The sequence below is a fragment of the Pseudomonas sp. E141 genome, from assembly GCF_052659885.1.
In genome coordinates this window covers 1,919,114-1,944,211 of record NZ_CP084024.1, presented here as the reverse complement: position 1 = coordinate 1,944,211, position 25,098 = coordinate 1,919,114, and the positions used below count along the sequence as shown (strand labels likewise).

Here is a 25,098-nt window from a genome sequence, read left to right as displayed (position 1 = left end):
TTACGTGCATATCCAGGTGGATCCCTCCCTACTGATCCATAAGAAAACCGCATGCTCCTCATAATAGAAACGCGGTTATGCCGTACTGGCGATTGGCCGATAATCGAAGCGGGAAAGGCGCAATTCATAAGCGTCAGCCACGTGCAAATTTGAGTCTGCCATCCAGATACGTCAAACAGAGTTAGTGCAACTCTAGAGGGGAGTCGGATGAACAAGTTTTACAAAACCGTGATCGCGGTAACCTTGGCATCTCAAAGCGTGTTGGTTATGGCTCAAGAACCCAGCAGTTGCCAAGTCATCAAGACGGCGAACGTGGGATGGCTCGATGGTATATCGACAAACGCATTGACTCAGGTGGTTGCCGAAGGCCTGGGCTATAAATTTGACGACAGCATGCTTTCACTGCCAATCGTTCTGAAGTCTCTTAGCGATGGCAAGCTGGATACGTTCATTAACTACTGGTCGCCATCTCAGGATCCTCTGATTACCCCCCTAAAGGACTCTTTGTCCGTTCTCCCAACCCCTAACCTCACAGGTGCAAAATACACACTCGCAGTTCCAAAATTTCTGGCCGATGAGGGGTTGAAGGATTTCAAGGACATAGAGAAATTTAAAGACCAGCTCGGAGGCCGCATTTACGGCATCCAGCCTGGTAGCGGCGGAAACACGTTGGTGCAGAAGATCATCAAGGACAACTCGTATGGTTTGAAGGATTTCAAACTGGTCGAGTCTGGTGAAGCAGGCATGATCCAAGAGGTAGGTCGCTCGATTCAACGCAAGAAGCCCATTGTGTTCCTGGCGTGGGCGCCTCACCCAATGAACGTGAACATGGACATCGTGTATCTAACGGGTGGTGATGATTCCTTCGGTCCCGATTTCGGCGCAGCAACGGTCAAAACCATCACATCCAAAGGCTATGCCGAGCGCTGCGGTAACGTTGGCAAGTTGTACAGCAATCTGAAATTCACGGTCGACATGGAGAGCAGCATCATGAACTCCCTCGACAAAAAGGAGCCCGCTTTGAGTGCAGCGAAAAAATGGCTGGCCGCTCATCCTGAGACTCTGGATAGCTGGCTGGCTGGTGTGACTACCGTCGACGGTAGAGACGCGAAAGCAGCAGTATTAGCAAACATCTCCAAGTAAAGAAAAGCCGCTTCAGTGAAGCGGCTTTTTTTATCGAAAATCCGCAGTTGGAGGCTCGCTGATGGAGCCATATGTAGCCAGTTGCTAGGCGTTTACTCATCGCAACGTGCCTTAACCGGACGCTTACCCCGCATTTGACATATCTTGAGTTCGTGGGTTTCTGCGGGGCCATGTAGTTCCGAATCCGAGCCCGTCGAGCCAGCACTCACGCGTGATGCGTTTATGAACCTCGGCAGTTGTTTGGATATTCAAGGTCCGCTTCTGGCCGAAAACAGACGAAGCCCCCCCACCGATCTACTCCACAACCCCATTAAAAACAACAGTTCCATCCCCCTCCTTCTTAACCATCAACCTATTCCCCTCCACCACAACCTCAACCAACTCAGAACACCCAGCCACCTCCCGCTTCCCATCAACACGCTCGGCCTTGGCATCAAAACTAAAAACATAAGTAGACGCCGGGCAAGCACTCCCACCCTCCCCCGTGGAAACAACCACCACATACCGGCTCGGCCCAAACGTATAAGCCTTTTCAATCGCCACATAACCGGTGTACTCAGCCTCCTCGACAATTGCCTCCATGACATTCACCACCCCAGCGCGCGTTTGATAATTCAGCGCGGTCCCCGTCCCTTGGGTCTGGGTCGTGAAAGGCCCGGCACGCTCGGCACTGACGGGCAAGGTTTCATAGGCAACACCGGGGGGCGCTGGGGGGGCGATTTGGGTCGTGACGGTGGGTTTTGCAACGAGGCTCTGTTGGGGTTCAGGAAGATCGCATAGACCGTTTTTGCAAATGAAATCCCCTTGGCAGTCGATATCTTCCGAGCACTGGTTGGTTTCTTCGAAGGTGCTCTGGTTGGCTTTGGCATAGCCGACGACGGCCAGTGTAAGAAGGGTGCAGACGAACAGACGCTTCATCGGTGAAGTCCTTTTCTTGGATGGTGGTCAGATGATAACTGCAAACCTTCCGGGTTTGTCTCTGGTCACTTTCGATTTTGCAGTGTCGGGTGGTCCAACTTTGCTTTGAATACTAGCCTTGTAAACGTGCGCACAAGGAAGTCGAGAAAACCATGACTGACCGCGATCAACTCCATCGAAATGGGTACGCTCTGCTCCGTCAAGCGATCCCAACCGAATGGCTGGAAGACCTGCGTGCCGCGTTCGATGCTGGTGTGAGGCCGTCGGACCAATGGCCCGTGCCGCGTGGCATGGACTGGCGTCATTCGCTGTTGGACGATGATGCGAAGATTCAGGCTGTGTGTCGTCTGCCCCAGGTGCTGGCGGTCGCGGGTGAATTGATCGGGGAGCGGTTCTTTCTGTCGCAGGTGGAGGGGCGCGAGCCTCTTGCCGGTGGCGGCCATCAACCGCTGCACCGCGACTTGTCGGCCCAACGGCCAGGCGACATTGCCATGGCCCTGGCTTTTTTTGACGACTATGGCCCTGAGAACGGTGCGACACGCATCGTCCCCGGCAGCCATCGCCCCGAGCCAAGCGAGCAGCCATTCGACTTCACCAACGAATCACGCTCCGTACAGCTTTCAGGTTGCGCCGGTGACATCCTGGTGTTCGATGTGGACTTGGTGCATGCGGGCAGCCTGAACTCGGTGGGCTCGCACCGTCGTTCGATTTTGATCAGTTATTTTTCGGAGCAGTTGTACGTTTCACACTTGGAAACCGTGGGCCTGCGTAATGTTCGTATGGCCACGAGTGAACGGTTCGAGCCTTTGGATTTTGGCTTCGGTCTACGCTCGCCTAGGTAAAGATGCAATCATTTGCGCATGACACACCGCCAGAATTTCATCGGCCAGCGCCGAGTCGTCAGGACAGGCGCGCGATAGCATGATCGCGCCGACCGCGTGCGCCAGCAGGTCGATCATTTTCCCCCTCGCCTCACCCGGCGCCGCATCCGGCCCGGTCGGGTATTTTTCGCCGAGAGTTTGCAACATGCGCTCGATGCCTTCAGCGAATGCCGCCTTCAAATCGTCCGACTGACGTGCCGCGTCACCGCACAACGCTGCCATGGTGCAACCCGTGGCGCGCCCGTCGCGATGGTCCCGTGACACATACACATCAATGAAGTCCTTCACGCTCAATGCGTCGACGCCGATCAGTGACTGCTCAAGACTCTTCGCCGAGGCTTCGGCCATCAAGTCAGCCTTCGAACCGAAATGTTTGTAAAAACCGCCATGGGTGAAGCCGGCGGCGGCCATCAGGTCGGCCACGCCGACCCCGTCAAAACCGCGCTCGCGAAATACGACTGAGGCTGTTTCGACGATGTGCTCCCGATTTGCCTGGGCCTGGGCTTTGGTCACGCGCATGTTTCGATACCTCGTTACCGCTGGAAATTCATCGACTGATCATACATTGATGTTGATCATAATCAAAACCGTTGACAGTTTAGATTTCGATCATCATCATAATTTCCAGCGATCAGACCAGTTACCAACGGACACGGAACAACCCCATGAGCGACCTGAATCTGTTTACCGCCTATACCTTGGCCCAGGCACTGGCTGATCGAGCCTGACTTTTTCTCATGCATCAATCCCAATCCATGTTTCTCACAAAGAGCTGACATCATGACTACTCGCCCTACCGTTCTCATCACTGGCGCGTCCACCGGCATTGGCGCGGTTTACGCTGAGCGTTTCGCCCAACGCGGACATGATCTGGTGTTGGTCGCCCGCGATCACTCGCGCCTGGAAACGCTCGCCGCGAAGTTGCGTGGCGAGCACAACGTCGCCGTTGAAGTGCTTCAGGCCGACCTGACTCAACTCACTGACCTGCACAGCGTCGAAGCGCGCCTGCGGGATGATGCGCGCATCGGCATCCTCGTCAATAATGCCGGCGCCGCACAGTCCGGCACCTTCATCGAGCAAAGCACCGACAGCGTGGCACAACTGGTGGCCCTCAACACCACCGCGCTGGTGCGTCTCGCCAGCGCCATCGCGCCACGCTTGGCCAAAGCAGGTGAAGGCGCGATCATCAACATCGGCTCGGTGGTGGGTCTGGCGCCTGAGTTCGGCATGACGGTCTATGGAGCGACCAAGGCGTTCGTGCTGTTCCTGTCCCAAGGCTTGAGCCTGGAACTGTCGCCTCAGGGTGTCTATGTGCAAGCCGTACTGCCCGCGGCCACCCGCACGGAGATTTGGGATCGCGCCGGGGTCGACATCAACACCTTGAGCGAAATAATGGAAGTGGATGATCTGGTCGATGCCGCCCTGGTGGGCTTCGACCGTCGCGAACCGGTGACCATTCCTCCGCTGCATGAAGGCGAGCGCTGGGATGCCCTGCAAACCGCGCGTCAGGGTCTTTTGTCGCAGATCAGGCAGTCCGCTGTGGCGCAGCGCTATTTGACTCAAGACTGACCCATGCCGACAGGTCGGCCTCGCCCCACTCTCATTCCCCCGACAAGAGCAGCTGCAACATGAAGGCATTTTTTATCGACCGCTACGGCAAGCAGAACGGAATGATTGGCGAAGTGCCCGACCCTGTGGTCGGTGTGCATGACGTTCTGGTTCAGGTGCATGCAACCAGCGTGAACCCGTTGGACTCGAAGATCAGAACGGGGGAATTCAAACTGATCCTGCCCTATACGTTTCCATTGGTATTGGGCAATGACCTGGCCGGAGTGGTTGTTAGCACGGGTTCGGCGGTGAAGCGATTCAAGCCAGGCGACGAAGTCTATGCACGTCCTCCAGAGGCACGGATCGGGACGTTTGCTGAACTGCTCGCCGTGAACGAAAACGCGCTCGCGCTGAAACCCTCCAATCTCGACATGGCCGAAGCGGCTGCCATCCCCTTGGCGGCTTTGACGGCCTGGCAGGTGCTGGTTGAGACCGCCCAGCTGAAAAAAGGCCAGAAGGTGTTGATTCATGCTGGATCCGGTGGCGTCGGCACGCTTGCTATCCAGCTCGCCAAACACCTCGGCGCCTTCGTTGCGACCACCACCAGTACGGCGAATGTTCAATGGGTGAAAGCACTCGGGGCGGATGTGGTCATCGATTACAAACAGCAGGATTTTGCAAAGGAGTTGCGCGATTTCGACGTGGTGTTGAACAGCCTCGGCGCCGATGTACTGGAGAAATCGATCAAGGTGCTCAAACCTGGCGGACAGCTCATTTCCCTTTCAGGGCCGCCGACCGCGCAATTTGCTCAAGAGCAAGGCCTGTCCTGGGTGCTGGGGCAGGTCATGCGCCTGCTGAGCAGCGGTATTCGCAGAAAAGCCCGCAGACATGGGGTGAGCTATGCATTTTTGTTCATGCGTGCCAACGGGATACAACTGCAGAAAATCACCTCGCTTATCGAGGCTGGGGTCATCAAACCGGTCATCGATCGCTCCTTCCCTTTTGCATCGACCGCAGAGGCGTTGCGCTACGTCGAGCAGGGCAGATCAAAAGGCAAAGTCACCATAACAATCAAATAAGCGCACGACAAAAGATGTCAGTAGATGATGTGTATGCCGCCAAGTACCCGACTGCGGCGCCTGAACCAGAGGAGCCGCCAGCGCACGACAAGCCCATAGAAGAGCAGTTGTCACCGGAACCCGCACAGAACATTTAACCGTCTTCAGCCCCCCTGCCGCAGGACTTGCAGCATCTGTCCAACCACAAAGGTTTCGACCGCACCTTCACCAGCCCCCCTCTCAAAAGCGGCGCAACAAACCGATGCATCGCCATCGCAGATACGGTAAACGGCAATGACACTGCCAGGCCCGCAGCCTGTGTGTCCGCAGAGGGAAAATCCGCCGTCAATCGCACCCTGCATCACACCCAGGCCATAGCCAGGCGTGATCCATGGGCGGCCGGGAATCGGGCCGCCCAATGCTCGTGCTGCCTGCATTTCCTGGAGCAGGCCCTTGGAGAAAAGATCGGCAGAAAGGAGTCGGTCCAGCAATAGCGCTGCTTGCGAAATCGGGCCGATCAGCAAGCCATGATAGACCCAGGCGGGGTCATATTTTGAGGAGCTTCCAAGAGGGGTCGCTTGTAGGTCTGCTCGCGTTTTAGCGAAGCGAACGTTCGACAGGCCCAGAGGCGTTAGCGCGCGTTGACTCACTGCTTCATCGAGCGTCAGATCAGTCAGCTGTTCAATAAGCCGGCCGATGAGCAAGTAGCCCACATTCGAGTAGCGCCAAGCGGTGCCGGGGGTGTATCGAAGTCGAGTGCCGTCAAGTCGTTGCATCATTTCATCGGCCGACCAGGCTGACTCACTGTTCGTAATGGCGGCGTGATACTCCGCAAGTTCGCCATAATCGGCGAGTCCTGCCTCATGCCGTAGCAGCTGGCGTAGCGTGAAAGGCTGATCAGCAAGGGGGTCGTCCAATCCAATCAGCCCATCACGCACCAACGATAGAGCCGTCGCAGCCAGGACAGTTTTCGTAAAACTCCACCAGGGGACCATCAGCTCTGATGGGGCAGGCGTTCGTGGTTGACCATTTGATATGAGCGAACTGAGCATTGGCTTCCCTGGGATGTTGGGCGGATCGACAAGATATTTCAGTGGCCAGCCCGGAAAGTGATCGCTCCGGACTGTTCCCCTAATGCCTACTCCACCGCCTCAGCCACGCCCTGATCCTCCCCCAGAAATCCGCCACTCTGGTGATGCCACAACCGCGCATAGGTGCCGTTTTTCCCGAGCAATTCGGTGTGGGTGCCTTGTTCGATGATGCGTCCATCATCCATGACGATCAGCCTGTCCATCGCCGCAATCGTGGACAATCGATGGGCGATGGCGATCACGGTCTTGCCCTGCATCATTTCATCGAGGCTTTCCTGGATGGCGACTTCGACCTCTGAATCCAGGGCGCTGGTGGCCTCGTCAAGCAGCAGGATCGGGGCATTTTTGAGCATTACCCGGGCAATGGCGACGCGTTGACGCTGGCCGCCCGAAAGCTTGATACCCCGCTCGCCCACCAGGGTGTCGTAGCCGCTGTGGCCCTGCTTGTCGCTCAGTTGGCTGATGAACCCATCGGCTTGGGCACTGGCCGCGGCGCTGCGGATTTGCTCGTCGGTGGCATCGGGGCGTCCATAGGCGATGTTGTCGCGAATGGAGCGGTGCAGCAGCGAAGTGTCCTGAGTCACCATACCGATGGCACTGCGCAGACTGTCCTGGGTGACGTGCGCGATGTTCTGCCCGTCGATGCGAATCTCACCCTTGTCCACGTCGTAAAAGCGCAGCAGCAGGTTGATCAGCGTGGATTTACCGGCGCCGGAGCGGCCCACCAGCCCGATCTTTTCGCCTGGGCGAATGCTCAGTCTCAGGCCATCGAGCACCTGGCGTTCGCCGTTGTAATTGAAGCTCACATTGTCGAAAGTCACCGCGCCGCCCGTGGTGACCAGCTCCCTGGCGTCCGGGGCATCCTGCACCTTGGGGCCGCGGGCCAGGGTCGCCATGCCATCCTGCACGGTGCCGATGCTCTCGAACAGCGAGGTCATTTGCCACATGATCCAATGCGACATGCCATTGATGCGCAACGCCATGGCAATGATCGCCGCCACCGCACCCGCGCCCACTTGACCTTGGTGCCATAGCCATAGGGCATAACCGCCTGCCCCCATGATCAACCCGACCACCAATGCCTGATTGACGATCTCGAACTGGCTGACCAGGCGCATCTGGCGAAAACCGGTCTGCTTGAAATCTTCCATGGCAGCGCGCGCGAAGTGGGCTTCACGTTTGGAGTGGGAGAACAGCTTCACTGTGGTGATGTTGGTGTAGGCGTCAGAGATACGCCCGGTCATTGATGACCGCGCATGGGCCTGCTCCTGCCCTACTTTCTCAAGGCGGGGCACGAAGTAGCGCATGGCAAGACCGAACAACGCCACCCAGACAATGAACGGCAGCATCAGCTTCAAGTCAAAGCCGCCGGCCAGCGCGATGATCGCGATGAAGTACACCCCGATCCCCGGAGCGATCTCGATAATGGTGAATAGCACCTCGCGCACCGACAGCGCCGTCTGCATCACCTTGGTGGTGACCCGGCCGGAGAACTCATCGGAGAAGAACGAAAGGCTTTGCCGCAACATCAGCCGATGAAAATCCCAGCGCAGCCGCAACGGCAGGTTGATCGCCAATATTTGGTGCTGCACCATCGTGCGCATCGCTACCAGCCCAATGCTGGTCACCAGCACCACGCCGATGCCCCACAGCACGCGACTTTCCTGTCGGGCCGCATCGCCGCCTGCCTGCCAGATCGACAGCATGTCCACGACCTGCCCGAGAAAAGAAAACAGCCAGGCTTCGTAAATCGACACAGCGGCACTGAGCAACGCGAGCGCGAGAATATAACCGCGAGCGCCCCGGGTGCAGGCCCACAGGAACCGCGCCAGGCCGTCAGGTGGAGGGGGAGCTTCGTCGGGCGGAAAAGGGTCGAGCCGTTGTTCAAATGCGTGAAGCATGGTGATCTCCAAAACCATCTGGTAAAGAGATTCTGGCATTTAACGGTTGCTTTGAGGGGTTTGGGTGGAGGAAAGGTTGTTCGCCCGGCACAACGAGGGTGCACGGGAGCAGACGTTTCATGCCTCACAAGGAAACCGAGAACGCCATGATCGACCGCAAACAACTGCATCAGGACGGCTATGCCCTGTCCGCCAAGCGATCCCGGTCGAGTGGCTGGATGGCCTGCGTGCCGTGTTCGATGCCGGGGTGAAACCGTCGGACCAGTGGCCAGTGCCGCGTGGCTTGGACTGGCGTTACTCGATGCTGGACGACGATGCGAAGGTTCAGGCGGTATGTCGCCTACCACTGGTGCTGGCAGTGGTGGGAGAGCTGATCGGGGAGCGGTTCTTTCTCTCGCAGGTGGAGGGCCGCGAGCCTCTGATCGGTGGTCACCAACAACTGCACCACGACTTGTCGGCCCAACGGCCAGGCGACATCGCCATCGCCCTTATTGCCCGACGGGCCGCTCATACCGCCGCTGAATCCGCTCCACCTCGCCAGAGCGCCGCAACTGCTCCAAAGCCTTGCTCCACGCGGCCACCACCTCATCGTCAGAGTCAAGGCTGAAGGCGATGTACAGCGATGACCGATAGAGTTCGATGGGGATTTTGCGCAGTGTGCCCGGTGCGATATTCAACTGGCGGCTGTAGTAAGCCACCCCGGCATCGGTGTCACCTACGATGATCTTGGTCCGCCCGGCGAGCAGCATGCGGTAGAGCAGCTTGCTCTCGGTAGCACTTTTGTCCAGGTTGTTGAAGCCCAGCGACTGCAGCATCTGCGGCACCAGGCCGGCATGTCGCGTGGTGATCTGCGGGGCGTGCAGCAGTTGTTCCAGGGAATTCACCGGCGGCGTACTGGCCAACTGATAGGCATGAATGGACTCTTCCACGATCGGCCCGACCCACTTGTACAACGGCTCGCGCTCCGCCGTGCGAAACAGCGAGAACATGATGGTCTTGCTTCGGGTCCTCAGTACCTGGGTGGCGCGCATGCTGGGCTGCAGCAGCACCTCGAAGTCATCCCCGGTCAGTGCCATGATGGCTCGCACGATTTCAGTGGTCATGCCGGTGAGCTGGTTGTTCTCCTGATAGTTGTACGGGGCCCATTCTTCGGTGACCACCTGATACGGCTCGGCCCTGGCAACGCCAGTACCGAGCAGCAGACAGAGCAGCGCTGCGACAGGTGTCGATTGTTTCACGGGTTCTCCTGATGGGCTGCTTGGTGTTTATGGGGGACCTGATAAGCATAGCCTTAAACACGCACCAAACAGTTGGTGCGCCCCTTCAGCGGGGATAAACCCACTCGCCACGAGCTCACCCAAGCGCGTCACTGCGCCCGGCCATCAGCCACAACGATGCGTCGTATAACCGAGGCAGGCGTTCCCCCCGTCCCGCCGTCGCCTTATCTTTGCTCCAGCGATCAATGAGGTTCGCGCTGCCCAGGATTCCTGCCATGCACACCCAATCCATTCTCCATCGCACAACATTGCTAGCTGCCCTTTTTCTCACGGCTGCGATCTACCCCCTGACTTCCACCGCAACGCCAATAGAAGCCTCGCGATCACACAAATCCCAGCTGCCGGGCGTCTATCGATTCCAAGTGGGTGAGGTACAGGTCACCGCACTGAGCGACGGTACGCTACCGCTTAATCTTCACCCGCTGCTGCGGGGCATCAGCACCGGGCAAATAGACGCGCTGTTGCAGAAAGGCTTCGTCCGTAACCCGGTGGAAACCTCGATCAACGCCTACGTAATCGACACCGGTTCTCATCTGGTACTGGTGGATACAGGCGCTGGCGAGCTGTTCGGCAATGTAGCCGGCAAACTGCCCCAGAGCCTGGCCGCCGCTGGCTATCGGCCGGAGCAGATCAGCGACATTCTGATCACCCACATTCACACCGATCATTCCGGCGGGCTGACGCGGAATGGGCAGATGCTATTCCCCAACGCGACCATTCACGTGAGTCAGGCCGATGTGGATTTCTTCCTGGATCCGGCCAACCTGAGCAGCGGACTCGAACCCAAGCACCTGGAAGAAGCGCGCAAGACGATTGGCCCCTACCTTGAGGCGGGCAAGGTCAAGACGTTCACCGCAAAGACCACCCTCCTCCCCGGCATCACCGCCATCCCGACACCGGGCCACACGCCGGGCCATAGCTTCTACAGGGTCGAGAGTCAGGGCCAAAGCCTCGATTTCTGGGGGGATATCCTGCACGTCGGCCTGATCCAGTTCGCCCGGCCCGAGGTGACCATCAGTTTTGACGTCAATCAGGACAACGCACGAGCCCAGCGGCTGCGTCAGTTCGAAACCTCAGCCGATGAAATGCGCCTGTCTGCGGTCGCGCATTTGCCCTTCCCCGGTATCGGCCATATTCGACGCGAAGCCGGAAAGTATGAGTGGGTGCCGGCCCAGTATCGCAATCGCGACTGAAACGCTTGATCTTGTGGGAGCGAGCTTGCTCGCGAAGGCGTAGGCACATTCCCCATCGGCGCTGACTGACACTCCGCTTTCGCGAGCAAGCTCGCTCCCACAGGGGATCTGCGGTGAATGAAGATTTTGCGGCTGGCGCCGATCAAGGGTGGGAGCGAGCTTGCTCGCGATGGCGGCGGCACATTCAACATCTTTGCTGACTGACACACCGCTTTCGCGAGCAGGCCCGCTCCCACAGGGGACCTGCGGTGAATGAAGATTCTGCGGCTGGCGGCGATCAAGGGTGGGAGCGAGCCTGCTCGCGATGGCGTAGGCACATTCAACATCTCGGGTGACTGATACACCGCTATCGCGAGCAGGCTCGCTCCCACAGGGGATCTGCGGTGAATGAAGAACCTGCGGCTGGTGGTGATCAAGTGTGGGAGCGAGCTTGCTCGCGATGGCGTAGGCACATTCAACATCTCGGGTGACTGATACACCGCTATCGCGAGCAGGCTCGCTCCCACAGGGGATCTGCGGTGAATGAAGAATCTGCGGCTGGTGGTGATCAAGGGTGGGAGCGAGCTTGCTCGCGAAGGCGTCGGCACATTCAACATCTCGGGTGACTGATACACCGCTATCGCGAGCAAGCTCGCTCCCACAGGGGATCTGTGGTGAATGAAGAATCTGCGGCTGGTGGTGATCAAGGGTGGGAGCGAGCTTGCTCGCGATGGCGGCGGCACATTCACATCTCTGGTGACTGATACAGCGCTATCGCGAGCAGGCTCGCTCCCACAGGGGATCTGCAGTGAATGAAGATTTTGCGGCTGGCGGTGATCAAGGGTGGGAGCGAGCCTGCTCGCGATGGCGGCGGCACATTCAACATCTTTGCTGACTGACACTCCGCTTTCGCGAGTAGGCTCGCTCCCACAGGGGATTTGCGGTGAATGAAGATTTTGCGGCTGGCGGTGATCAAGGGTGGGAGCGAGCCTGCTCGCGATGGCGGCGGCACATTCAACATCTTTGCTGACTGATACATCGCTATCGCGAGCAGGCTCGCTCCCACAGGGGATCTGCAGTGAATGAAGATTCTGCGGCTGGCGGCGATCAAGGGTGGGAGCGAGCTTGCTCGCGATGGCGGCGGCACATTCAACATCTTTGCTGACTGATACACCGATTTCGCGAGCAGGCTCGCTCCCACAGGGGATTTGCGGTGAATGAAGATTTTGCGGCTGGCGGTGATCAAGGGTGGGAGCGAGCCTGCTCGCGATGGCGGTGGCACATTCCCCATGTCAGTCAACCGGAACGCTTCGATCCGGCCACCACAACCCGCACCTTCGTCATCGCCTTGTTCGAAACACCGGCGGCCGTTCTGGCGCCGGATCTCTGCGCCCGTCTGAAGCATGAGGCAAAGCATGCAAAGCTGGCGTTCATCCATCCCCCACGCGACGTGTTCGAGCGTCTTGAGCAAGGCCAGATCGATCTTCTGATCACCGTGCCAGGCGCGCTTCGCGACGACCTCATGCAGCGACCTCTTTGGGAGGATGGCTTCCTGACCGCCCAGCGCAAGGGCCATCCTCGCGGCACGGGACCACTTGATCTCGAGACGTTTTGCGCCCTTGATCATGTGCTCGTGTCCTCGGAAGGCGGGCGTTTTGCCGGGGTGGTCGACGAGGCACTGATGGAGATCAACCAGGTTCGCAACGTCGCCTTCTCCATTCAGAATTACGCACTGGCGCCGCTGCTCGTTGCGTCCACCGATACCCTGTGCACATTGCCCTCGCGCTTCCTCTGCCAGTACCGCGACCGGTTGGACCTGTTCGAACCACCCCTCGAGCTGACGGCGCTGCGCCTGGTGCTGGCCTGGCACCCGCGCAATAACAAGGATGCCGGCCATCAATGGCTGCGCCGCCAGGTCTATCTCAGCGCGGAACTGGAGCCCGCTTGAGTGCTCCAGCATAGGGGGTCCATCCAAGCGCGCCGCAACCATCGTTTATGCGTATAGCAGCTATCGATAGCGCAGCGGTTCTCGGTAGCAGCCTCTCTCTCTAATCTGCCCACCAACGCGATCGACGGCGGTCGCGACAGGTCAAACCGACCCCTATGGAGAGAGACGATGAACACACTCAACCGCACCATGGCCATCGCGACACTGGCACTGGCAACCCTCAGCGCCGAAGCTGCCTCCCCCGCCCAGACCGCTGCGAGCATGTCCGCCGTCGGCAGCGTGATTCAGTCCGCCAGCTACATCACCACCCGGGATGGCGTGCAGCTGTACTACAAGGATTGGGGTCCACGGGATGGCCAGGTAGTCACCTTCAGTCACGGCTGGCCGTTGAACGCCGACAGCTGGGAAGCGCAGATGATGTTCCTCGCCTCGAAGGGTTATCGCGTCGTTGCCCACGACCGTCGCGGTCATGGCCGCTCCAGCCAGCCGTGGGAAGGCAACGATATGGATCACTACGCCGACGATCTGGCGGCGGTGATTGAAGCGTTGGACTTGAAGGATGTCACCCTGGTGGGTTTCTCGACCGGTGGCGGCGAAGTGGCTCGCTATATCGGTCGCCATGGTACGGGCCGGGTGAAGAAGGCCGTGCTGGTTTCCGCCGTCCCACCGCTGATGCTCAAGACCCAAACCAACCCCGGCGGTCTGCCCATCGAGGTGTTCGACGGGCTGCGCAAGGCGTCCCTGGAGAACCGCTCACAGCTTTACCTGGACATCGCCTCCGGTCCTTTCTTCGGTTTCAACCGCGAGGGTGCCAAGCCATCCCAAGGGCTGATCCAGTCGTTCTGGGTGCAGGGCATGCAGGCGGGCAGCAAGAACACCTATGAATCGATCGCGGCCTTCTCGGCGACCGATTTTCGCGACGACCTGAAGAAATTCGATGTGCCGACGCTGGTCGTTCATGGAGACGATGATCAGATTGTTCCCATTGATGCTTCTGGTCCGGCCTCGGCGGCGCTGATCAAGGGTGCACGTCTGATCGTCTACCCCGGCGCGCCGCATGGCCTGACCGATACGCACAAGGACCGGCTGAACCAGGATCTGCTGACGTTTCTTCAGGAATAAAACAATGACATGCACTGCATGACCTGTGTGGGAGCGAGCCTGCTCGCGATAGCGTCGGAACATTCACGAGCCCGGCCAGGCGACCTAGCGCCATCGCGAGCAAGCTCGCTCCCACCTTTGTCCAGGGGCGCCCAGATTCTGCGCCCACTTTGCAGAGCCCTTCTCAGGAAGGGCTTTTGCGTTCTACGCCTCTCACGTCAAACGGCTTGTGGTCGGCACGCTTATCAATTCATGTGAACCTAGCCGTCCTGCAACCCTCGGATATTCAAGACGTACCAAGGGTGATCCACATGACAATCGAAGACACTTTATTACGTCAACGCAAGGTACTTGCCGAGTTCGGCGAGCTAGCCCTGGTTTCAGATGATTTTGAACACATCCTCGACGAGGCGTGTCGTCTGGTCGGCGAAGCACTGGAAACCCATTTGGCGAAGTTCATGTCGCTGGAAGACGACGGTGTCACTTTCCTGGTGCGCAACGGTGTGGGCTGGTTGCCGGGGGTCGTTGGCGAAGTCCGGGTTCAGGCACTGGAAGGCACCCCGGAACGGTATTCCCTGGACTCCGGCGGCGCCGTCATTTCCACGGACATTGCGACAGAAACACGCTTTCACTATCACGACTTCCAAACGCGCAACGGCGTCCAGGCGTTCGTCAATGTGCTGGTACACGGCGCCACCGAGACGCGCCCCTTCGGCATCTTCGAAGTCGACAGCCGCTGCCTCCGGCAGTTTAGCGAGAGCGACATCGACTTTCTGCGCGTCTACAGCAACCTGCTGGGTGCCGCGTTGAAACGCGCCAAAACCATGCAGGCCATGCGCCTGACTGAAGAAAAATTGCGGGAAAGCGAAAGACACTATCGAATCGCCGCGCAGCTCAATCCACTCTGGCCCTGGACGGCCGACAGTCATGGCGCGGTGACATCGCTGGATCAACGCTGGTATGAATACACCGCACGGTCGCCGGAACAGACACTGGGGCGCCAGTGGTTGAACGCAACGCACCCCGATGACCGCATATCATTTGCCCGGTTGTGGAATCAGTCGCTGGCAAGTTTGCAACCCTTCGACGCACAGATCCAGTTGCGAAAATCCACGGGGGAATATCGATGGTTCAGAATCCGCGCGTTTTGTAGCCTGGATCCCGAGGGACGATGCGAGCGCTGGTATGGCACCGTCGAAGACATCAACGAGCGGGTGCAACTGGAGGCGGCGCTCAGGGACTGGAACGACCTGCTCGAAGACCGGATTGCAACCCGTACCCAGCAGCTTGAAGCCGAACAACAGGAGCGTGCGCTGGCCGAGTCGAAACTGCGGCAAAGTCAGAAGATGGAAGCGGTAGGCCAACTGACGGGGGGTATTGCCCACGACTTCAACAACCTGCTGGCTGGCATCAGTGGCAGCCTTGAGCTGATGCAACGGCACATCGACCGTCAACGCTACGACGAACTGTCTCGCTACAACTCCGTCGCCCTGACCTCAGCGACACGCGCAGCCGCACTGACCCAGCGCCTGCTGGCATTTTCCAGGCAGCAATCGCTAGAACCGGAAGTTCTCGAACCGCGCAAAGTGGTGGCCGGCCTGGAAGAAATGATCCGACGCTCCGTGGGCCCGAGCATTCATGTCGAATGCGCTTTCAGGGGGCATGATCCGATCAAATGCGACCCCAATGGACTGGAGAACGCCCTGCTCAATCTGGCCATCAACGCCCGGGATGCGATGCCCGGTGGCGGAACCTTGAAACTTGACGTGCAACGCTGCGTTATCGACGCGACATCTTCCAGCGAAAAAATGATGCCGCCGGGCCCATATGTGGCGATCTCGGTCACCGACTCGGGCACGGGGATCAGCGCCGACATCCTGTCTCGGGTGTTCGATCCGTTCTTCACCACCAAGCGCATTGGCGAAGGATCCGGCCTGGGCCTGTCGATGATCTACGGGTTTGCCCAGCAATCCGGAGGGCAGGTGAAGATTCAGAGCAGCGTCGGCGTGGGCACGACCGTGACAATGTATTTTCCGGTTGTCAGCCAGTCCCCCATCAGGGTGAAAAGCGCGCATCTGGATGACACCGCACCCTTGCAGCCCGGCGCCAACGAAACCATTCTGGTGGTGGATGACGAAGCGGCGATTCGCCAGTTGGTCTCGGAATTCCTGACTGAAACCGGCTATCACGTCATCGATGCGCTGGACAGCGTCTCTGCCCTCAAGCAGGCCGATAAGACCGAGCATATCGATTTATTGCTGACAGATATCGGCCTACCGGGAACCATGAATGGCATCAGCCTGGCGAATGAAATGAAGGCCAGATATCCCTCGCTGAAAGTGTTGTTCATCACCGGATTTGCCGAGGGGAAAAATCTGGTTTCGGTCGACACCACGACCCACGTACTGGCCAAACCTTTCAGCTTGACTGACCTGGGCCGACGGGTGAGTGCGTTGATTCACGCCAGTGAGGACAGCGCTGGATGACGGGGCCCCTTTTCCTTTGAATCAGTGCCGCAACAGTTTGCGCAACGGAATCTCGTCCTTGCGCACAGAGGGTACCGTTCGGTGGCTACAAGCGTTCCGGCAATGGCCGTGAGTATGGTCTCCATGGGTTTGAGGAGTACCTGGAGATCAAGGCGATTGTGGGCTTTGGCTAAGACCCGCTACCGCGCCTACTCCTCGGAGCGACCCGTACCCTCACGATCATGCGGGTAGTGCCTGGTGAACGGAAACGCCGGCAACCAGGACTCACGGCGCACGGTCCAGCTTTCGTAGGTGGGCATCAGTTGATCCGGGGCATCCAGCGTTCCCAGGTTCACTTCCACCTCGTCGCCGGTACGTGCAAACACCGACGAGCCGCAGCGCGGACAGAAGAAGCGCCCGGCGTAGTCCCGGGTTTCGCCCTCGATCGTCACGGCATCCTGGGGGAACACGGCGGAGGCGTAGAAGAGCGCCCCGTGATGTTTGCGGCAGTCGAGGCAGTGACAAAGACCAACCCGGTACGGGCGCCCCGAGGCTTGGATGCGAACGTTGCCGCACAGGCAACCGCCGGTGAATCGGTCCATGGTGCGTCTCCTCTGCAGTCATGCGATCGGGTTTCATAACCCCGACCGGTCGATAACAGGCGCATGCTGTGCCATCAACTCCACCACCCATTCAATGAACACCCGCAACTTGGCGCTGATGTGTCGGTTAGGAGGATAGGCCACGTAGAGCGGCATCGGGTCGAGGCGCCAGTCTTCGAACAGGCGCACCAACTCACCGCGCACCTGGTGGGATCTGGACATGTACTCGGGTAGCCAGAGCACACCCAACCCCGCCAGACCGGCCGCGAGGTAGGCGTTGCCATCATCCACGGCCAGTGCGTAGCGTCCTTTGATGTGCAGATGCTCGCCGTGGTTGTGCATGGCGTAAGGGAGCGGTTTGCCGGTGCGCGCCCAGAGGAAGCCGACGATGCGATGCTGGGAATCTTCCAATTCTCGCGGATGCGCAGGCGTGCCCACGCGCTGCAGATAGCTCGGTGCGGCAAACACGCCAAGGGCCAGGTCGCCGACGCGCCGGGCGATCAGCGACTGATCCGTCAGCTCGCCGCCGCGCACCACGCAATCGACGTTTTCATCGAGCATGTCGACGATGCGGTCGCTTGCGCCCATGTCGATCTGAATGTCCGGGTATCGCGCGTAAAATTGCGGCAATGCCGGCACCAGGATCATGGTTGCCAGCGGGCTTGGCACGTCCACTCGCAGTCGCCCTCTGGGCAGTGCCTGAGCGCCGGACAGGCTGGTCTCGGCATCGTCCATGTCGGCCAGCAGGCGAATCACCCGCTCGTAATAAGCGGCGCCGTCAGCGGTGACGTTGACCTTGCGCGTGGTGCGGTTGAGCAACTTGACGCGCAGCCGGGCCTCCAGTTGCTGCACCAGTTGGGTCACGGTGGTCTTGCTCATGTGCAGTGTTTCGGCGGCTTTGGTGAAGCTGCCCGCCTCCACCACTCGAACAAATGCTTGCATCGCGTCGAAACGATCCATTGCTACCCCGGGTGTTCGTCAGATTGTTTGGATTTTACAAACAGTGATCGCCAAGGTTGCTCGTTTATCGTCCGCGCACAAGCCCCTAGAGTGTTTTCAACATTGAATCCGACCCATTGATGGAGGCACCCATGACACAGCGCGATGTAGTTTTCCCCGCCGGACGCCAGGCACTTTATGAGCGTAATCGCTATTCGCCGGCGATTCGTTCCAATGGCTTTTTATTCGTATCGGGGCAAGTCGGCAGCACCGAAGACGGCTCGCCAGAGGCCGAACTTGAGGACCAGGTTCGGCGGGCGTTCAACAACCTGAAGGCGATTCTCGCCGCCGCCGATTGCACCTTTGATGATGTGGTTGACGTCACCGTGTTCATCGTCGATCCAGAATCGACATTCGAAACGATCTGGAAAGTGGTGCCAGAATTCTGGGGCAGCGCACCGCATCCGACGCTGACGGCGGTGGGAGTGACCTGGTTGTATGGCTTTCAGTTCGAGATCAAGGTGATTGCCAGGTTGCCTGAAGCCGCCCAGGGGTGAGCTGACTGGCGGTGAGTCAGGTTGCGGCGTGTTGAATGTGCGGCCGTCTTCGCGAGCAGGCTCGCTCCCACAGGGGGTTGTGTTGACCCACCCATCGAGACCGACACAGATCCAATGTGGGAGCGAGCCTGCTCGCGATAGCGGACTGTCAGCCTGCGCCGCTCAACCTTTCAACGCTGCTTCGATGGCCGCGATGTCGATCTTTGTCATTTCCATCATGGCTTCGAACGCGCGCTTGGCGGCTGCCTGATCGGGATTGGCTATCGCGGCAGTCAGCACGCGAGGGGTGATCTGCCAGGACAGGCCCCATTTGTCCTTGCACCAGCCGCAGGCACTTGCCTGGCCGCCATTGCCGATAATCGCCTCCCACAAGCGGTCCGTTTCGGCCTGGTCATCGGTCGCGACCTGAAACGAAAAGGCTTCGTTGTGCTGGAACGCCGGGCCTCCGTTCAGCCCCAGGCATGGAATGCCCATTACCGTGAACTCGACCGTCAGCACATCGCCCTGCTTGCCCATCGGGTAGTCACCGGGGGCGTGATGAACGGCCTGCACCGCACTGTCCGGGAACGTCGCGGCGTAGAACTGCGCAGCCTCCAGCGCAGCACCGTCGTACCAGAGACAAATCGTGTTTTTGTTATTCATCCGATCTCTCCGAGAGATAACTGGACGGTAAAGTCTAGCAGTCTCTGCGTCGGCGCAAGGCTAGCGGACCAGTGGACTCATCCGCTCCCCATGACTGACCATCCAGCGAATCATGCTCGCCAGAGGCACCCGGTAATTCTGGATGTCGCACGCGCCAACCTGGTCATGGCTGTACAACTCCAGGTAACGGCTGAGCAGTAAATGTCGGCCATCCTCCGTCAACTGCAACTCGATCTCCCGGCAATGCAGAATGCCTTGCTCAAGGTTTTTCACTCGCCGGTGCAGAACCAATACAGGGTTACTCATCCACGGTCTCTCCCTCCGGGCAGGCGGCGTCCCCCGCCACCGCACCCAACTTGCCCTGGGCGACAAAATCGGCGCGCCGCTGCGCTACCGCGTCACGAAGCGCCACGTAGTAATCCGGCCGGGCCCGCAACTTGTCCGTCAGCGGGAGCGCCTCGGCACGACCATCAACGACCCCGCCTACGGTATTGATCGTGCCTAACGTATCGACCGTATCGCTGTTGCTGCCGAACGGATCGACCGCAGAACTCAGCAGTTTGCCGGTTGCGTCGCGCAGGCTGGACGTTCCCAGCAGCGGCAGTTCGACGATCGGCCCGGGAGCGATGTTCCAGACGCCGAACGTCTGGCCGAAATCGGCCTTGTGGCGCTCGATACCCAGTTTGCCCGACACATCGATCAGCCCGACGATGCCTGCGGTGGTGTTGATGACGAAGCGACCCAGGGTGTTGACCGAGCGTTGAGCGTTGCCTTGCAGCAGATCGTTGATGAAGACCTTGGGCTCACCGAAGTTCGCGACGAAGTTATGCACCCCCGTCTGAACCACATCTGGAAGCTTGAGATAACCACGAGCAACCGGGGCCAGCGCATAGTCATCGACAGTCCGGTTGAAAGCGAAGATGCCCCGGTTGACGGGCTCTGCCGGATCATCGACGGTGTAGCTCGCACGTTCACAACTGCCAGGGGTTGCAGCGGGCGTGCTGGTGCAGCCGCTGGCGAATGCCACGAGTCCTACGACAACAGTGCAACGAACAAACAGCGGAGCGGGCTTGGTGATCGGCATACAAGGCTATCTCGGCGAGGAATTGGGGCGATACCGGTCAGTTTGGGAAGACACCGCCGTACACAGCTCTGGTGGCGAGGGTTGTGTTGGGTTGGCCGTCGTTTAACTGACTGACATCGGGTGATCCTGCCGCCGATTTTTTGCCTGAAGATTTCCACAACATTGCCCGTCGGCAACTTTATTACCGAGTTGAAATATATGACGCAGGCCCCGGATTGACCCTAGTATCCCCTTCTGTATTCATTGCCCTGCGTGCCCACTGTGAGCCATCTATTACTGGTGGACGACGACCTCGAAGTCCTCGCCCTCTTGCGCAAATTCCTCGAGCAACATGGCTATAGCGTCGAAGTGGCCGCCGACGGTGTTGCCCTATGGCAGGCGGTGGCGCGTCGCTTGCCGGACCTGATCATCCTCGATGTCATGTTGCCGGGAGACAGTGGACTGGTGCTCTGCCAGCGACTGCGGGCCGAGCATACGGTCGGCATCATCATGCTCACGGCCATGGGTGAGCTGAGTGATCGCGTCGTCGGTCTTGAGTTGGGGGCGGATGATTACCTGACCAAGCCGTTCGATGCGCGCGAGCTGCTGGCCAGGGTGCGCGCCGTGCTCAGGCGCACCGGCGAAGCCAGGGGCACATTGAACAACAACTCGCGCCTGATTCTGGAGTTCGAAAACTGGCAATTGGACGTCGCCCGCCGCGAGTTGCGCTCACCGGACAAAGTCATGATCCCGCTGTCCACCGGCGAGTTTGAGTTACTGCTGGTCTTTGCCGAACACCCGCGCCGGGTCCTCACTCGCCAGCAATTGCTGGACCTGGCCCGCGGCGAAACATACGACGCCTTCGATCGCAGCATCGACGTCCAGGTCAGCCGGCTGCGCCGCAAGCTGGAGAGCGATATCACTGGCCCATCGATGATCCGCACCATTCGCAACAGCGGCTACCTTTTCAGCCCCCATGTGGTGAAGCGATGAAGCCCCGGCACTCAGCTTTCCATCGGCCACGCGATACGGTAGCCCGCTGGATTGCCCTGACCACCATGCTCGCCATGCTGACTTTACTGGCCCTGAATGAGCTGTTCGGCCTGTTGGCTGGGACCTGGGCACGCCCTCCTCTGATGGAAACCGGCCTGATGGAGAAAGCCGCCGCCATCACTCGTATCATCGACTCGGTGGCGCCCGGACAACGGCCCGATATCGCCAGGGCGGCCAGCGACCAGGCGTTCACCGCACAATGGTTACCCCGTCGTGAAGACGCACGAGTGCCGATGATCGACGACCCACAGTTCAGTGAGGGGGCGACGTTCCTGCGCAAGCAACTGGGCAGGCCCGAGGCCAGGATAGAGGCCTTCGAGCCCGGCGATTGGCCCGCCGATCAGCCAGACAGGCGCTACGCGGTCCTCATCCAATTGGCCGACGATTCCTGGGTGGAATTTTCCGTAGCCTCTCGCAGTTGGGGCCTGAAAGAGTGGATGCGCAACCTGATCATTATCGGGCTGATTCTTCTATCGACGTTTATCGTCGCCCTGATTGCTACACGGCATCTGGCGACACCGCTGGAACGCTTTGCCGAAGGCGCCAGGCGCTTTGGCGTGGACTTCCGGGCGCCGCCCATCCCGGTGGTCGGGCCTCACGAAATCCGTCAGGCGATCCTCGCGTTCAATGCCATGCAGGCCCAGCTGCAACACTTCGTCCAGGACCGCACGCAGATGCTCGCTGCCATCTCCCACGACCTGCGCGCGCCCCTGACCCGCATGCGCCTGCGTGGAGAGTTCATCGACGACGCCGAACAGCAATCGAGGCTGTTCAGGGACGTGGATGAAATGCAGGCGATGGTCAACAGTGCGCTGGAATTCTTCCGCGACGAAGCTCGGCTCGAACACGCCACCGCGTTCGACCTGGCCGAACTGCTGCACACGGTCGTCGACGACTTCAAGGATGCCGGCACCGAGGTTTCATTCGAGGGCGCTCCTCGTTTCGTTTACATGGGCCGGCCCATCGGGATCAAGCGAGCCCTGGTCAACCTGATCGACAATGCGAGCAAATATGGCAGCGAGCCGGGCGTTCAGCTCAAGGCGTTCATGGACCGTGTCGAAATTCGCGTCCACGACCGCGGGCCTGGTATCGCCCCGCAGTTCCACGAGCAAGTCTTCGCGCCCTTCTTTCGCATCGAAGGCTCGCGCAACAAGAACACCGGCGGTGTCGGGCTGGGGCTGTCGGCAGCGCGGGCGACGGTGCTGGAGCATGGCGGGACGCTGACCCTCAGGAACCGGCGGGGCGGCGGCCTGGAGGTCAAGGTCTCGCTGCCGCTCAATTGACCCCGGCACCATACGCCGGCAAACAATGTTCTAAACAACACGCGCCTTCCTCGGTAGGATGTCCGGCCTTTTGACCAGGACCGGCCTCCCGGAATTGCCCTGATGATTCTGATCATTTACGCCCACCCCTACCCTGACCAGTCACGGGTCAACCAGCAAATGCTCCAGCGCGCATCCAGCCATCCGGACGTGGTCATACGGTCCCTCTACGATCTTTATCCGGACTTCGACATCGACGTCGAGGCCGAACAACGCGCCATCGAACAGTGCCAACTGCTCGTCCTCCAACACCCGATGTATTGGTACAGCATGCCGCCGCTGCTGAAATTGTGGATCGATAAAGTGTTCACCCATGGCTGGGCCTATGGCAGAGACGCCACAGCCCTCAAAGACAAGCCCCTGCTGTGGGCCGTCTCCACGGGTGGCAACCACGATCATTTCCAGATCGGCGCCTACCCGGGCTTCCAGGTGCTGGCCCAGCCCCTCCACGCAACGGCCATCTACTGCCACATGCGCTGGTTGGAGCCGGTCGTGATACACGGCGCGTATGCGGGCGCGTCCGAAACCCTGGATGCACAAATCGAACACTACAGCGCACGCCTGGCCTCCTGGAAGGAAGATTGATATGGAGACTCACAGCCTGATTGAACTGCTTATCTACCTGGGTTCGGCAGTGTTGATCGTGCCAATTGCCGTCAGGTTGGGCCTGGGCCCGGTGTTGGGTTATCTGCTGGCCGGGTGCGTGATCGGCCCGTGGGGACTCAAGCTCGTTACTGACGTAAAGGCGATTCTGGAATTCGCCGAAATCGGCGTCGTCCTGATGCTGTTCGTCATCGGGCTCGAGCTCGATCCCAAGCGGCTCTGGGCATTGCGCAGGATGGTGTTCGGTGGCGGCGCCTTGCAGATGCTCGCCTGTGGCGGGGCAATCGCGGTGTTCTGCGCGGCCCTGGGGCTGAATTGGACGGCCGCGTTGCTGGTCGGCCTGACCCTGAGCCTGTCCTCCACAGCCATCGCCATGCAAGCCATGAACGAGCGCAACCTGACGTCGACCGCCGTCGGGCGCAGCAGCTTCGCCGTCCTGCTGTTCCAGGACATCGCGGCCATTCCGCTGGTTGCCATGATTCCGTTGTTGGCGGCCCACGGCGACACGCCGTCCGGCACCGCCCTGATGCTTTCGATCATCAAGATCGTCGTGGCCATCAGCGTCGTCGTGCTGTTGGGACGCTACGTGACGCGCCCGCTGCTGCGCTTCGCCGCGCGCTCGGGTCTACGTGAGATCTTCAGCGCCGTGGCGCTGTTTCTGGTGTTCGGCTTCGGGTTTCTGCTGGAAGAGGCCGGCTTGTCGATGGCCATGGGCGCGTTCCTCGCCGGGGTGCTGCTGGCCAGTTCTGAATACCGCCATGCCCTGGAAAGCGACATCGAACCGTTCAAAGGCTTGCTGCTGGGGTTGTTTTTTATCGGTGTCGGCATGTCGATCGATTTCGGCACGCTGATTAATGCTCCGCTGAAGGTCATGACCCTGACCCTGGGTTTCATTCTGATCAAATTGCTGGTGATCAAGGCCGTCAGCCGTTTGCTGAACGTCCCTGCCGGCCAACGCTCATGGCAAGCGGTGTTGCTCGGCCAGGGCAGCGAGTTCGCCTTCGTGGTGTTCGGCGCCGCCACGCTGGCCGGCATTCTGACCGACCAGTGGGGCAAGAGCCTGACGCTGGCGGTGGCCCTGTCCATGTGCCTGACGCCGTTGCTGATCCTGCTGCTGGATCGAATAGAGTCCGCCACCAAGAAAGACCGCCAGGAATCCGACCTCGTCGATCAGCAGAACCCACGGGTGATCATCGCCGGGTTCGGTCGCTTCGGACAGATCGCCGGGCGTCTCTTGATGTCTTGCGGCGTCGAGGTGGTGGTGTTGGACCATGACCCCGACAACATCGAGACGCTGCGCAAATTCGGCGTAAAAGTGTTCTACGGCGACGCCACTCGCCTCGATCTGCTCCACGCGGCCGGCGCCGGCCAGGCGGTGGTGCTGATCAATGCGATTGACGACCAGCAGGACAACCTGACGCTGACCCGACTGGCCCAGGAGCACTTCCCCGCGTTGAAACTGATCGTCCGTGCGCGGGACATGGGGCACCTGATCACCCTGCGGCAGATGGGCGTAGAGACCGCCGAGCGGGAAACCTTCGAGAGCGCGCTGGCATTGGGCCGAAATGCGCTGGTGCAGATGGGCGTCGGGGCTTACGAAGCGCGCGAGCGCGCGGATCAGTTCCGTCGTTTGAATCTGCAGATGCTGGAGGAAATCGTCGCCCAGCCGGAAGACGACCTCAAGTTCAGGCACGACGCCTACCAGCGCGCCAACGCGTTGCTCACCGAAATGTTCAACGAAGACCGTGCGCGCCCCGTCGACAATTGGCCTGACCATCATCGAAACGAAACGGATGAGGCGCGCAGCTGATCCG

General features: G+C 59.6%; 23 protein-coding genes and 2 pseudogenes. 15 read left to right on the top strand and 10 right to left on the bottom strand.

The window, feature by feature from the left end; genetic code table 11:
- Positions 1-207 precede the first annotated feature (207 nt).
- The gene (gene choX, locus GKKCFE_RS08795; protein ID WP_321144461.1) at positions 208-1,143 is read left to right on the top strand and encodes a choline ABC transporter substrate-binding protein; all 936 of its coding nucleotides are present in this window, start codon (positions 208-210) and stop codon (positions 1,141-1,143) included.
- Positions 1,144-1,437: 294 nt separating this feature from the next.
- Here choX and GKKCFE_RS08790 read toward each other — a convergent pair whose 3' ends face one another.
- Positions 1,438-2,061 carry a hypothetical protein gene (locus GKKCFE_RS08790; protein ID WP_445577741.1) on the bottom strand — a complete coding sequence of 208 codons (624 nt, stop codon included), beginning with the start codon at positions 2,059-2,061 and terminating at the stop codon, positions 1,438-1,440.
- Positions 2,062-2,213: 152 nt separating this feature from the next.
- On the opposite strand from GKKCFE_RS08790, the gene GKKCFE_RS08785 reads away from it, so the two are divergent.
- Complete coding sequence (locus GKKCFE_RS08785) at positions 2,214-2,903, top strand: phytanoyl-CoA dioxygenase family protein (RefSeq protein ID WP_445577740.1); 690 nt, start codon at positions 2,214-2,216, stop codon at positions 2,901-2,903.
- Here GKKCFE_RS08785 and GKKCFE_RS08780 read toward each other — a convergent pair.
- Positions 2,886-3,461 carry a TetR/AcrR family transcriptional regulator gene (locus GKKCFE_RS08780; protein WP_107322767.1) on the bottom strand — a complete coding sequence of 192 codons (576 nt, stop codon included), beginning with the start codon at positions 3,459-3,461 and terminating at the stop codon, positions 2,886-2,888. The genes GKKCFE_RS08785 and GKKCFE_RS08780 overlap by 18 nt on opposite strands.
- A gap of 261 nt (positions 3,462-3,722) precedes the next feature.
- Between GKKCFE_RS08780 and GKKCFE_RS08775 the strand changes: the two genes are divergently transcribed.
- Both GKKCFE_RS08775 and GKKCFE_RS08770 read left to right on the top strand, forming a co-directional pair.
- Complete coding sequence (locus tag GKKCFE_RS08775) at positions 3,723-4,511, top strand: SDR family NAD(P)-dependent oxidoreductase (protein WP_173407092.1); 789 nt, start codon at positions 3,723-3,725, stop codon at positions 4,509-4,511.
- A 59-nt stretch (positions 4,512-4,570) separates the two neighbouring features.
- On the top strand, positions 4,571-5,569 hold the full coding sequence (locus GKKCFE_RS08770) for an NADP-dependent oxidoreductase (RefSeq protein WP_339490791.1): 999 nt from the start codon (positions 4,571-4,573) through the stop codon (positions 5,567-5,569).
- 143 nt (positions 5,570-5,712) lie between these two features.
- On the opposite strand, the gene GKKCFE_RS08765 is transcribed toward GKKCFE_RS08770, so the two are convergent.
- The gene (locus GKKCFE_RS08765; protein WP_339490789.1) at positions 5,713-6,600 is read right to left on the bottom strand and encodes a serine hydrolase domain-containing protein; all 888 of its coding nucleotides are present in this window, start codon (positions 6,598-6,600) and stop codon (positions 5,713-5,715) included.
- Between the two features lie 86 nt (positions 6,601-6,686).
- Positions 6,687-8,540 (bottom strand): ABC transporter ATP-binding protein, encoded by a 1,854-nt coding sequence (locus GKKCFE_RS08760; RefSeq protein ID WP_445577739.1) that lies wholly within the window; start codon positions 8,538-8,540, stop codon positions 6,687-6,689.
- Positions 8,541-8,686: 146 nt separating this feature from the next.
- On the opposite strand from GKKCFE_RS08760, the pseudogene GKKCFE_RS08755 reads away from it, so the two are divergent.
- Positions 8,687-9,030, top strand: a pseudogene (locus tag GKKCFE_RS08755) (phytanoyl-CoA dioxygenase family protein); the annotation flags it as partial.
- Here GKKCFE_RS08755 and GKKCFE_RS08750 read toward each other — a convergent pair.
- Positions 9,029-9,778, bottom strand: coding sequence for a substrate-binding periplasmic protein (locus GKKCFE_RS08750; protein ID WP_076385378.1), 750 nt, complete (start codon positions 9,776-9,778; stop codon positions 9,029-9,031). The pseudogene GKKCFE_RS08755 and the gene GKKCFE_RS08750 overlap by 2 nt on opposite strands.
- 254 nt (positions 9,779-10,032) lie before the next feature.
- On the opposite strand from GKKCFE_RS08750, the gene GKKCFE_RS08745 reads away from it, so the two are divergent.
- From GKKCFE_RS08745 to GKKCFE_RS08725, 5 genes and pseudogenes are all read left to right on the top strand, one after another.
- Complete coding sequence (locus GKKCFE_RS08745) at positions 10,033-11,010, top strand: MBL fold metallo-hydrolase (RefSeq protein WP_445577738.1); 978 nt, start codon at positions 10,033-10,035, stop codon at positions 11,008-11,010.
- Between the two features lie 1,192 nt (positions 11,011-12,202).
- Positions 12,203-12,937 carry a LysR substrate-binding domain-containing protein gene (locus GKKCFE_RS08740; protein WP_445577737.1) on the top strand — a complete coding sequence of 245 codons (735 nt, stop codon included), beginning with the start codon at positions 12,203-12,205 and terminating at the stop codon, positions 12,935-12,937.
- A 168-nt stretch (positions 12,938-13,105) separates the two neighbouring features.
- Positions 13,106-14,059: an alpha/beta fold hydrolase gene (locus GKKCFE_RS08735; RefSeq protein ID WP_445577736.1), complete on the top strand. Its 954-nt coding sequence runs from the start codon at positions 13,106-13,108 to the stop codon at positions 14,057-14,059.
- A gap of 290 nt (positions 14,060-14,349) precedes the next feature.
- Positions 14,350-16,524: an ATP-binding protein gene (locus GKKCFE_RS08730; RefSeq protein WP_445577735.1), complete on the top strand. Its 2,175-nt coding sequence runs from the start codon at positions 14,350-14,352 to the stop codon at positions 16,522-16,524.
- 74 nt (positions 16,525-16,598) lie between these two features.
- Positions 16,599-16,697: pseudogene (locus tag GKKCFE_RS08725) on the top strand (aldehyde dehydrogenase family protein); the annotation flags it as partial.
- A 15-nt stretch (positions 16,698-16,712) separates the two neighbouring features.
- Here GKKCFE_RS08725 and GKKCFE_RS08720 read toward each other — a convergent pair.
- Positions 16,713-17,105: a GFA family protein gene (locus tag GKKCFE_RS08720; protein ID WP_339490782.1), complete on the bottom strand. Its 393-nt coding sequence runs from the start codon at positions 17,103-17,105 to the stop codon at positions 16,713-16,715.
- A gap of 33 nt (positions 17,106-17,138) precedes the next feature.
- On the bottom strand, positions 17,139-18,065 hold the full coding sequence (locus tag GKKCFE_RS08715) for a LysR substrate-binding domain-containing protein (RefSeq protein ID WP_445577734.1): 927 nt from the start codon (positions 18,063-18,065) through the stop codon (positions 17,139-17,141).
- A 131-nt stretch (positions 18,066-18,196) separates the two neighbouring features.
- Between GKKCFE_RS08715 and GKKCFE_RS08710 the strand changes: the two genes are divergently transcribed.
- Entirely contained in the window at positions 18,197-18,601 is a 405-nt protein-coding gene (locus tag GKKCFE_RS08710) for a RidA family protein (protein WP_160892903.1), read from the top strand.
- Positions 18,602-18,763: 162 nt separating this feature from the next.
- Here the strand turns inward: GKKCFE_RS08710 and GKKCFE_RS08705 are convergent, their stop codons facing one another.
- Genes GKKCFE_RS08705 through GKKCFE_RS08695 form a run of 3 tightly spaced genes read right to left on the bottom strand, consistent with a single transcriptional unit; the run spans position 18,764 to position 20,327 of the window.
- Positions 18,764-19,243 carry a VOC family protein gene (locus tag GKKCFE_RS08705; protein WP_139050628.1) on the bottom strand — a complete coding sequence of 160 codons (480 nt, stop codon included), beginning with the start codon at positions 19,241-19,243 and terminating at the stop codon, positions 18,764-18,766.
- A gap of 60 nt (positions 19,244-19,303) precedes the next feature.
- Positions 19,304-19,549, bottom strand: coding sequence for a hypothetical protein (locus GKKCFE_RS08700; protein WP_047227683.1), 246 nt, complete (start codon positions 19,547-19,549; stop codon positions 19,304-19,306).
- The gene (locus GKKCFE_RS08695) at positions 19,542-20,327 is read right to left on the bottom strand and encodes an MlaA family lipoprotein (RefSeq protein ID WP_445577733.1); all 786 of its coding nucleotides are present in this window, start codon (positions 20,325-20,327) and stop codon (positions 19,542-19,544) included. Before GKKCFE_RS08695 ends, GKKCFE_RS08700 begins: the two co-directional genes overlap by 8 nt.
- 261 nt (positions 20,328-20,588) lie before the next feature.
- Here GKKCFE_RS08695 and GKKCFE_RS08690 point away from each other — a divergent pair, with 261 nt between their 5' ends.
- From GKKCFE_RS08690 to kefC, 4 genes are all read left to right on the top strand, one after another.
- Positions 20,589-21,299, top strand: a complete 711-nt coding sequence (locus tag GKKCFE_RS08690; RefSeq protein WP_445577732.1) for a response regulator — start codon at positions 20,589-20,591, stop codon at positions 21,297-21,299.
- Complete coding sequence (locus tag GKKCFE_RS08685; RefSeq protein WP_445577731.1) at positions 21,296-22,642, top strand: HAMP domain-containing sensor histidine kinase; 1,347 nt, start codon at positions 21,296-21,298, stop codon at positions 22,640-22,642. Before GKKCFE_RS08690 ends, GKKCFE_RS08685 begins: the two co-directional genes overlap by 4 nt.
- 102 nt (positions 22,643-22,744) lie before the next feature.
- Complete coding sequence (gene kefF / locus GKKCFE_RS08680; protein ID WP_445577730.1) at positions 22,745-23,266, top strand: glutathione-regulated potassium-efflux system oxidoreductase KefF; 522 nt, start codon at positions 22,745-22,747, stop codon at positions 23,264-23,266.
- Between the two features lies 1 nt (position 23,267).
- Complete coding sequence (gene kefC / locus GKKCFE_RS08675) at positions 23,268-25,094, top strand: glutathione-regulated potassium-efflux system protein KefC (RefSeq protein WP_445577729.1); 1,827 nt, start codon at positions 23,268-23,270, stop codon at positions 25,092-25,094.
- Positions 25,095-25,098 lie beyond the last annotated feature (4 nt).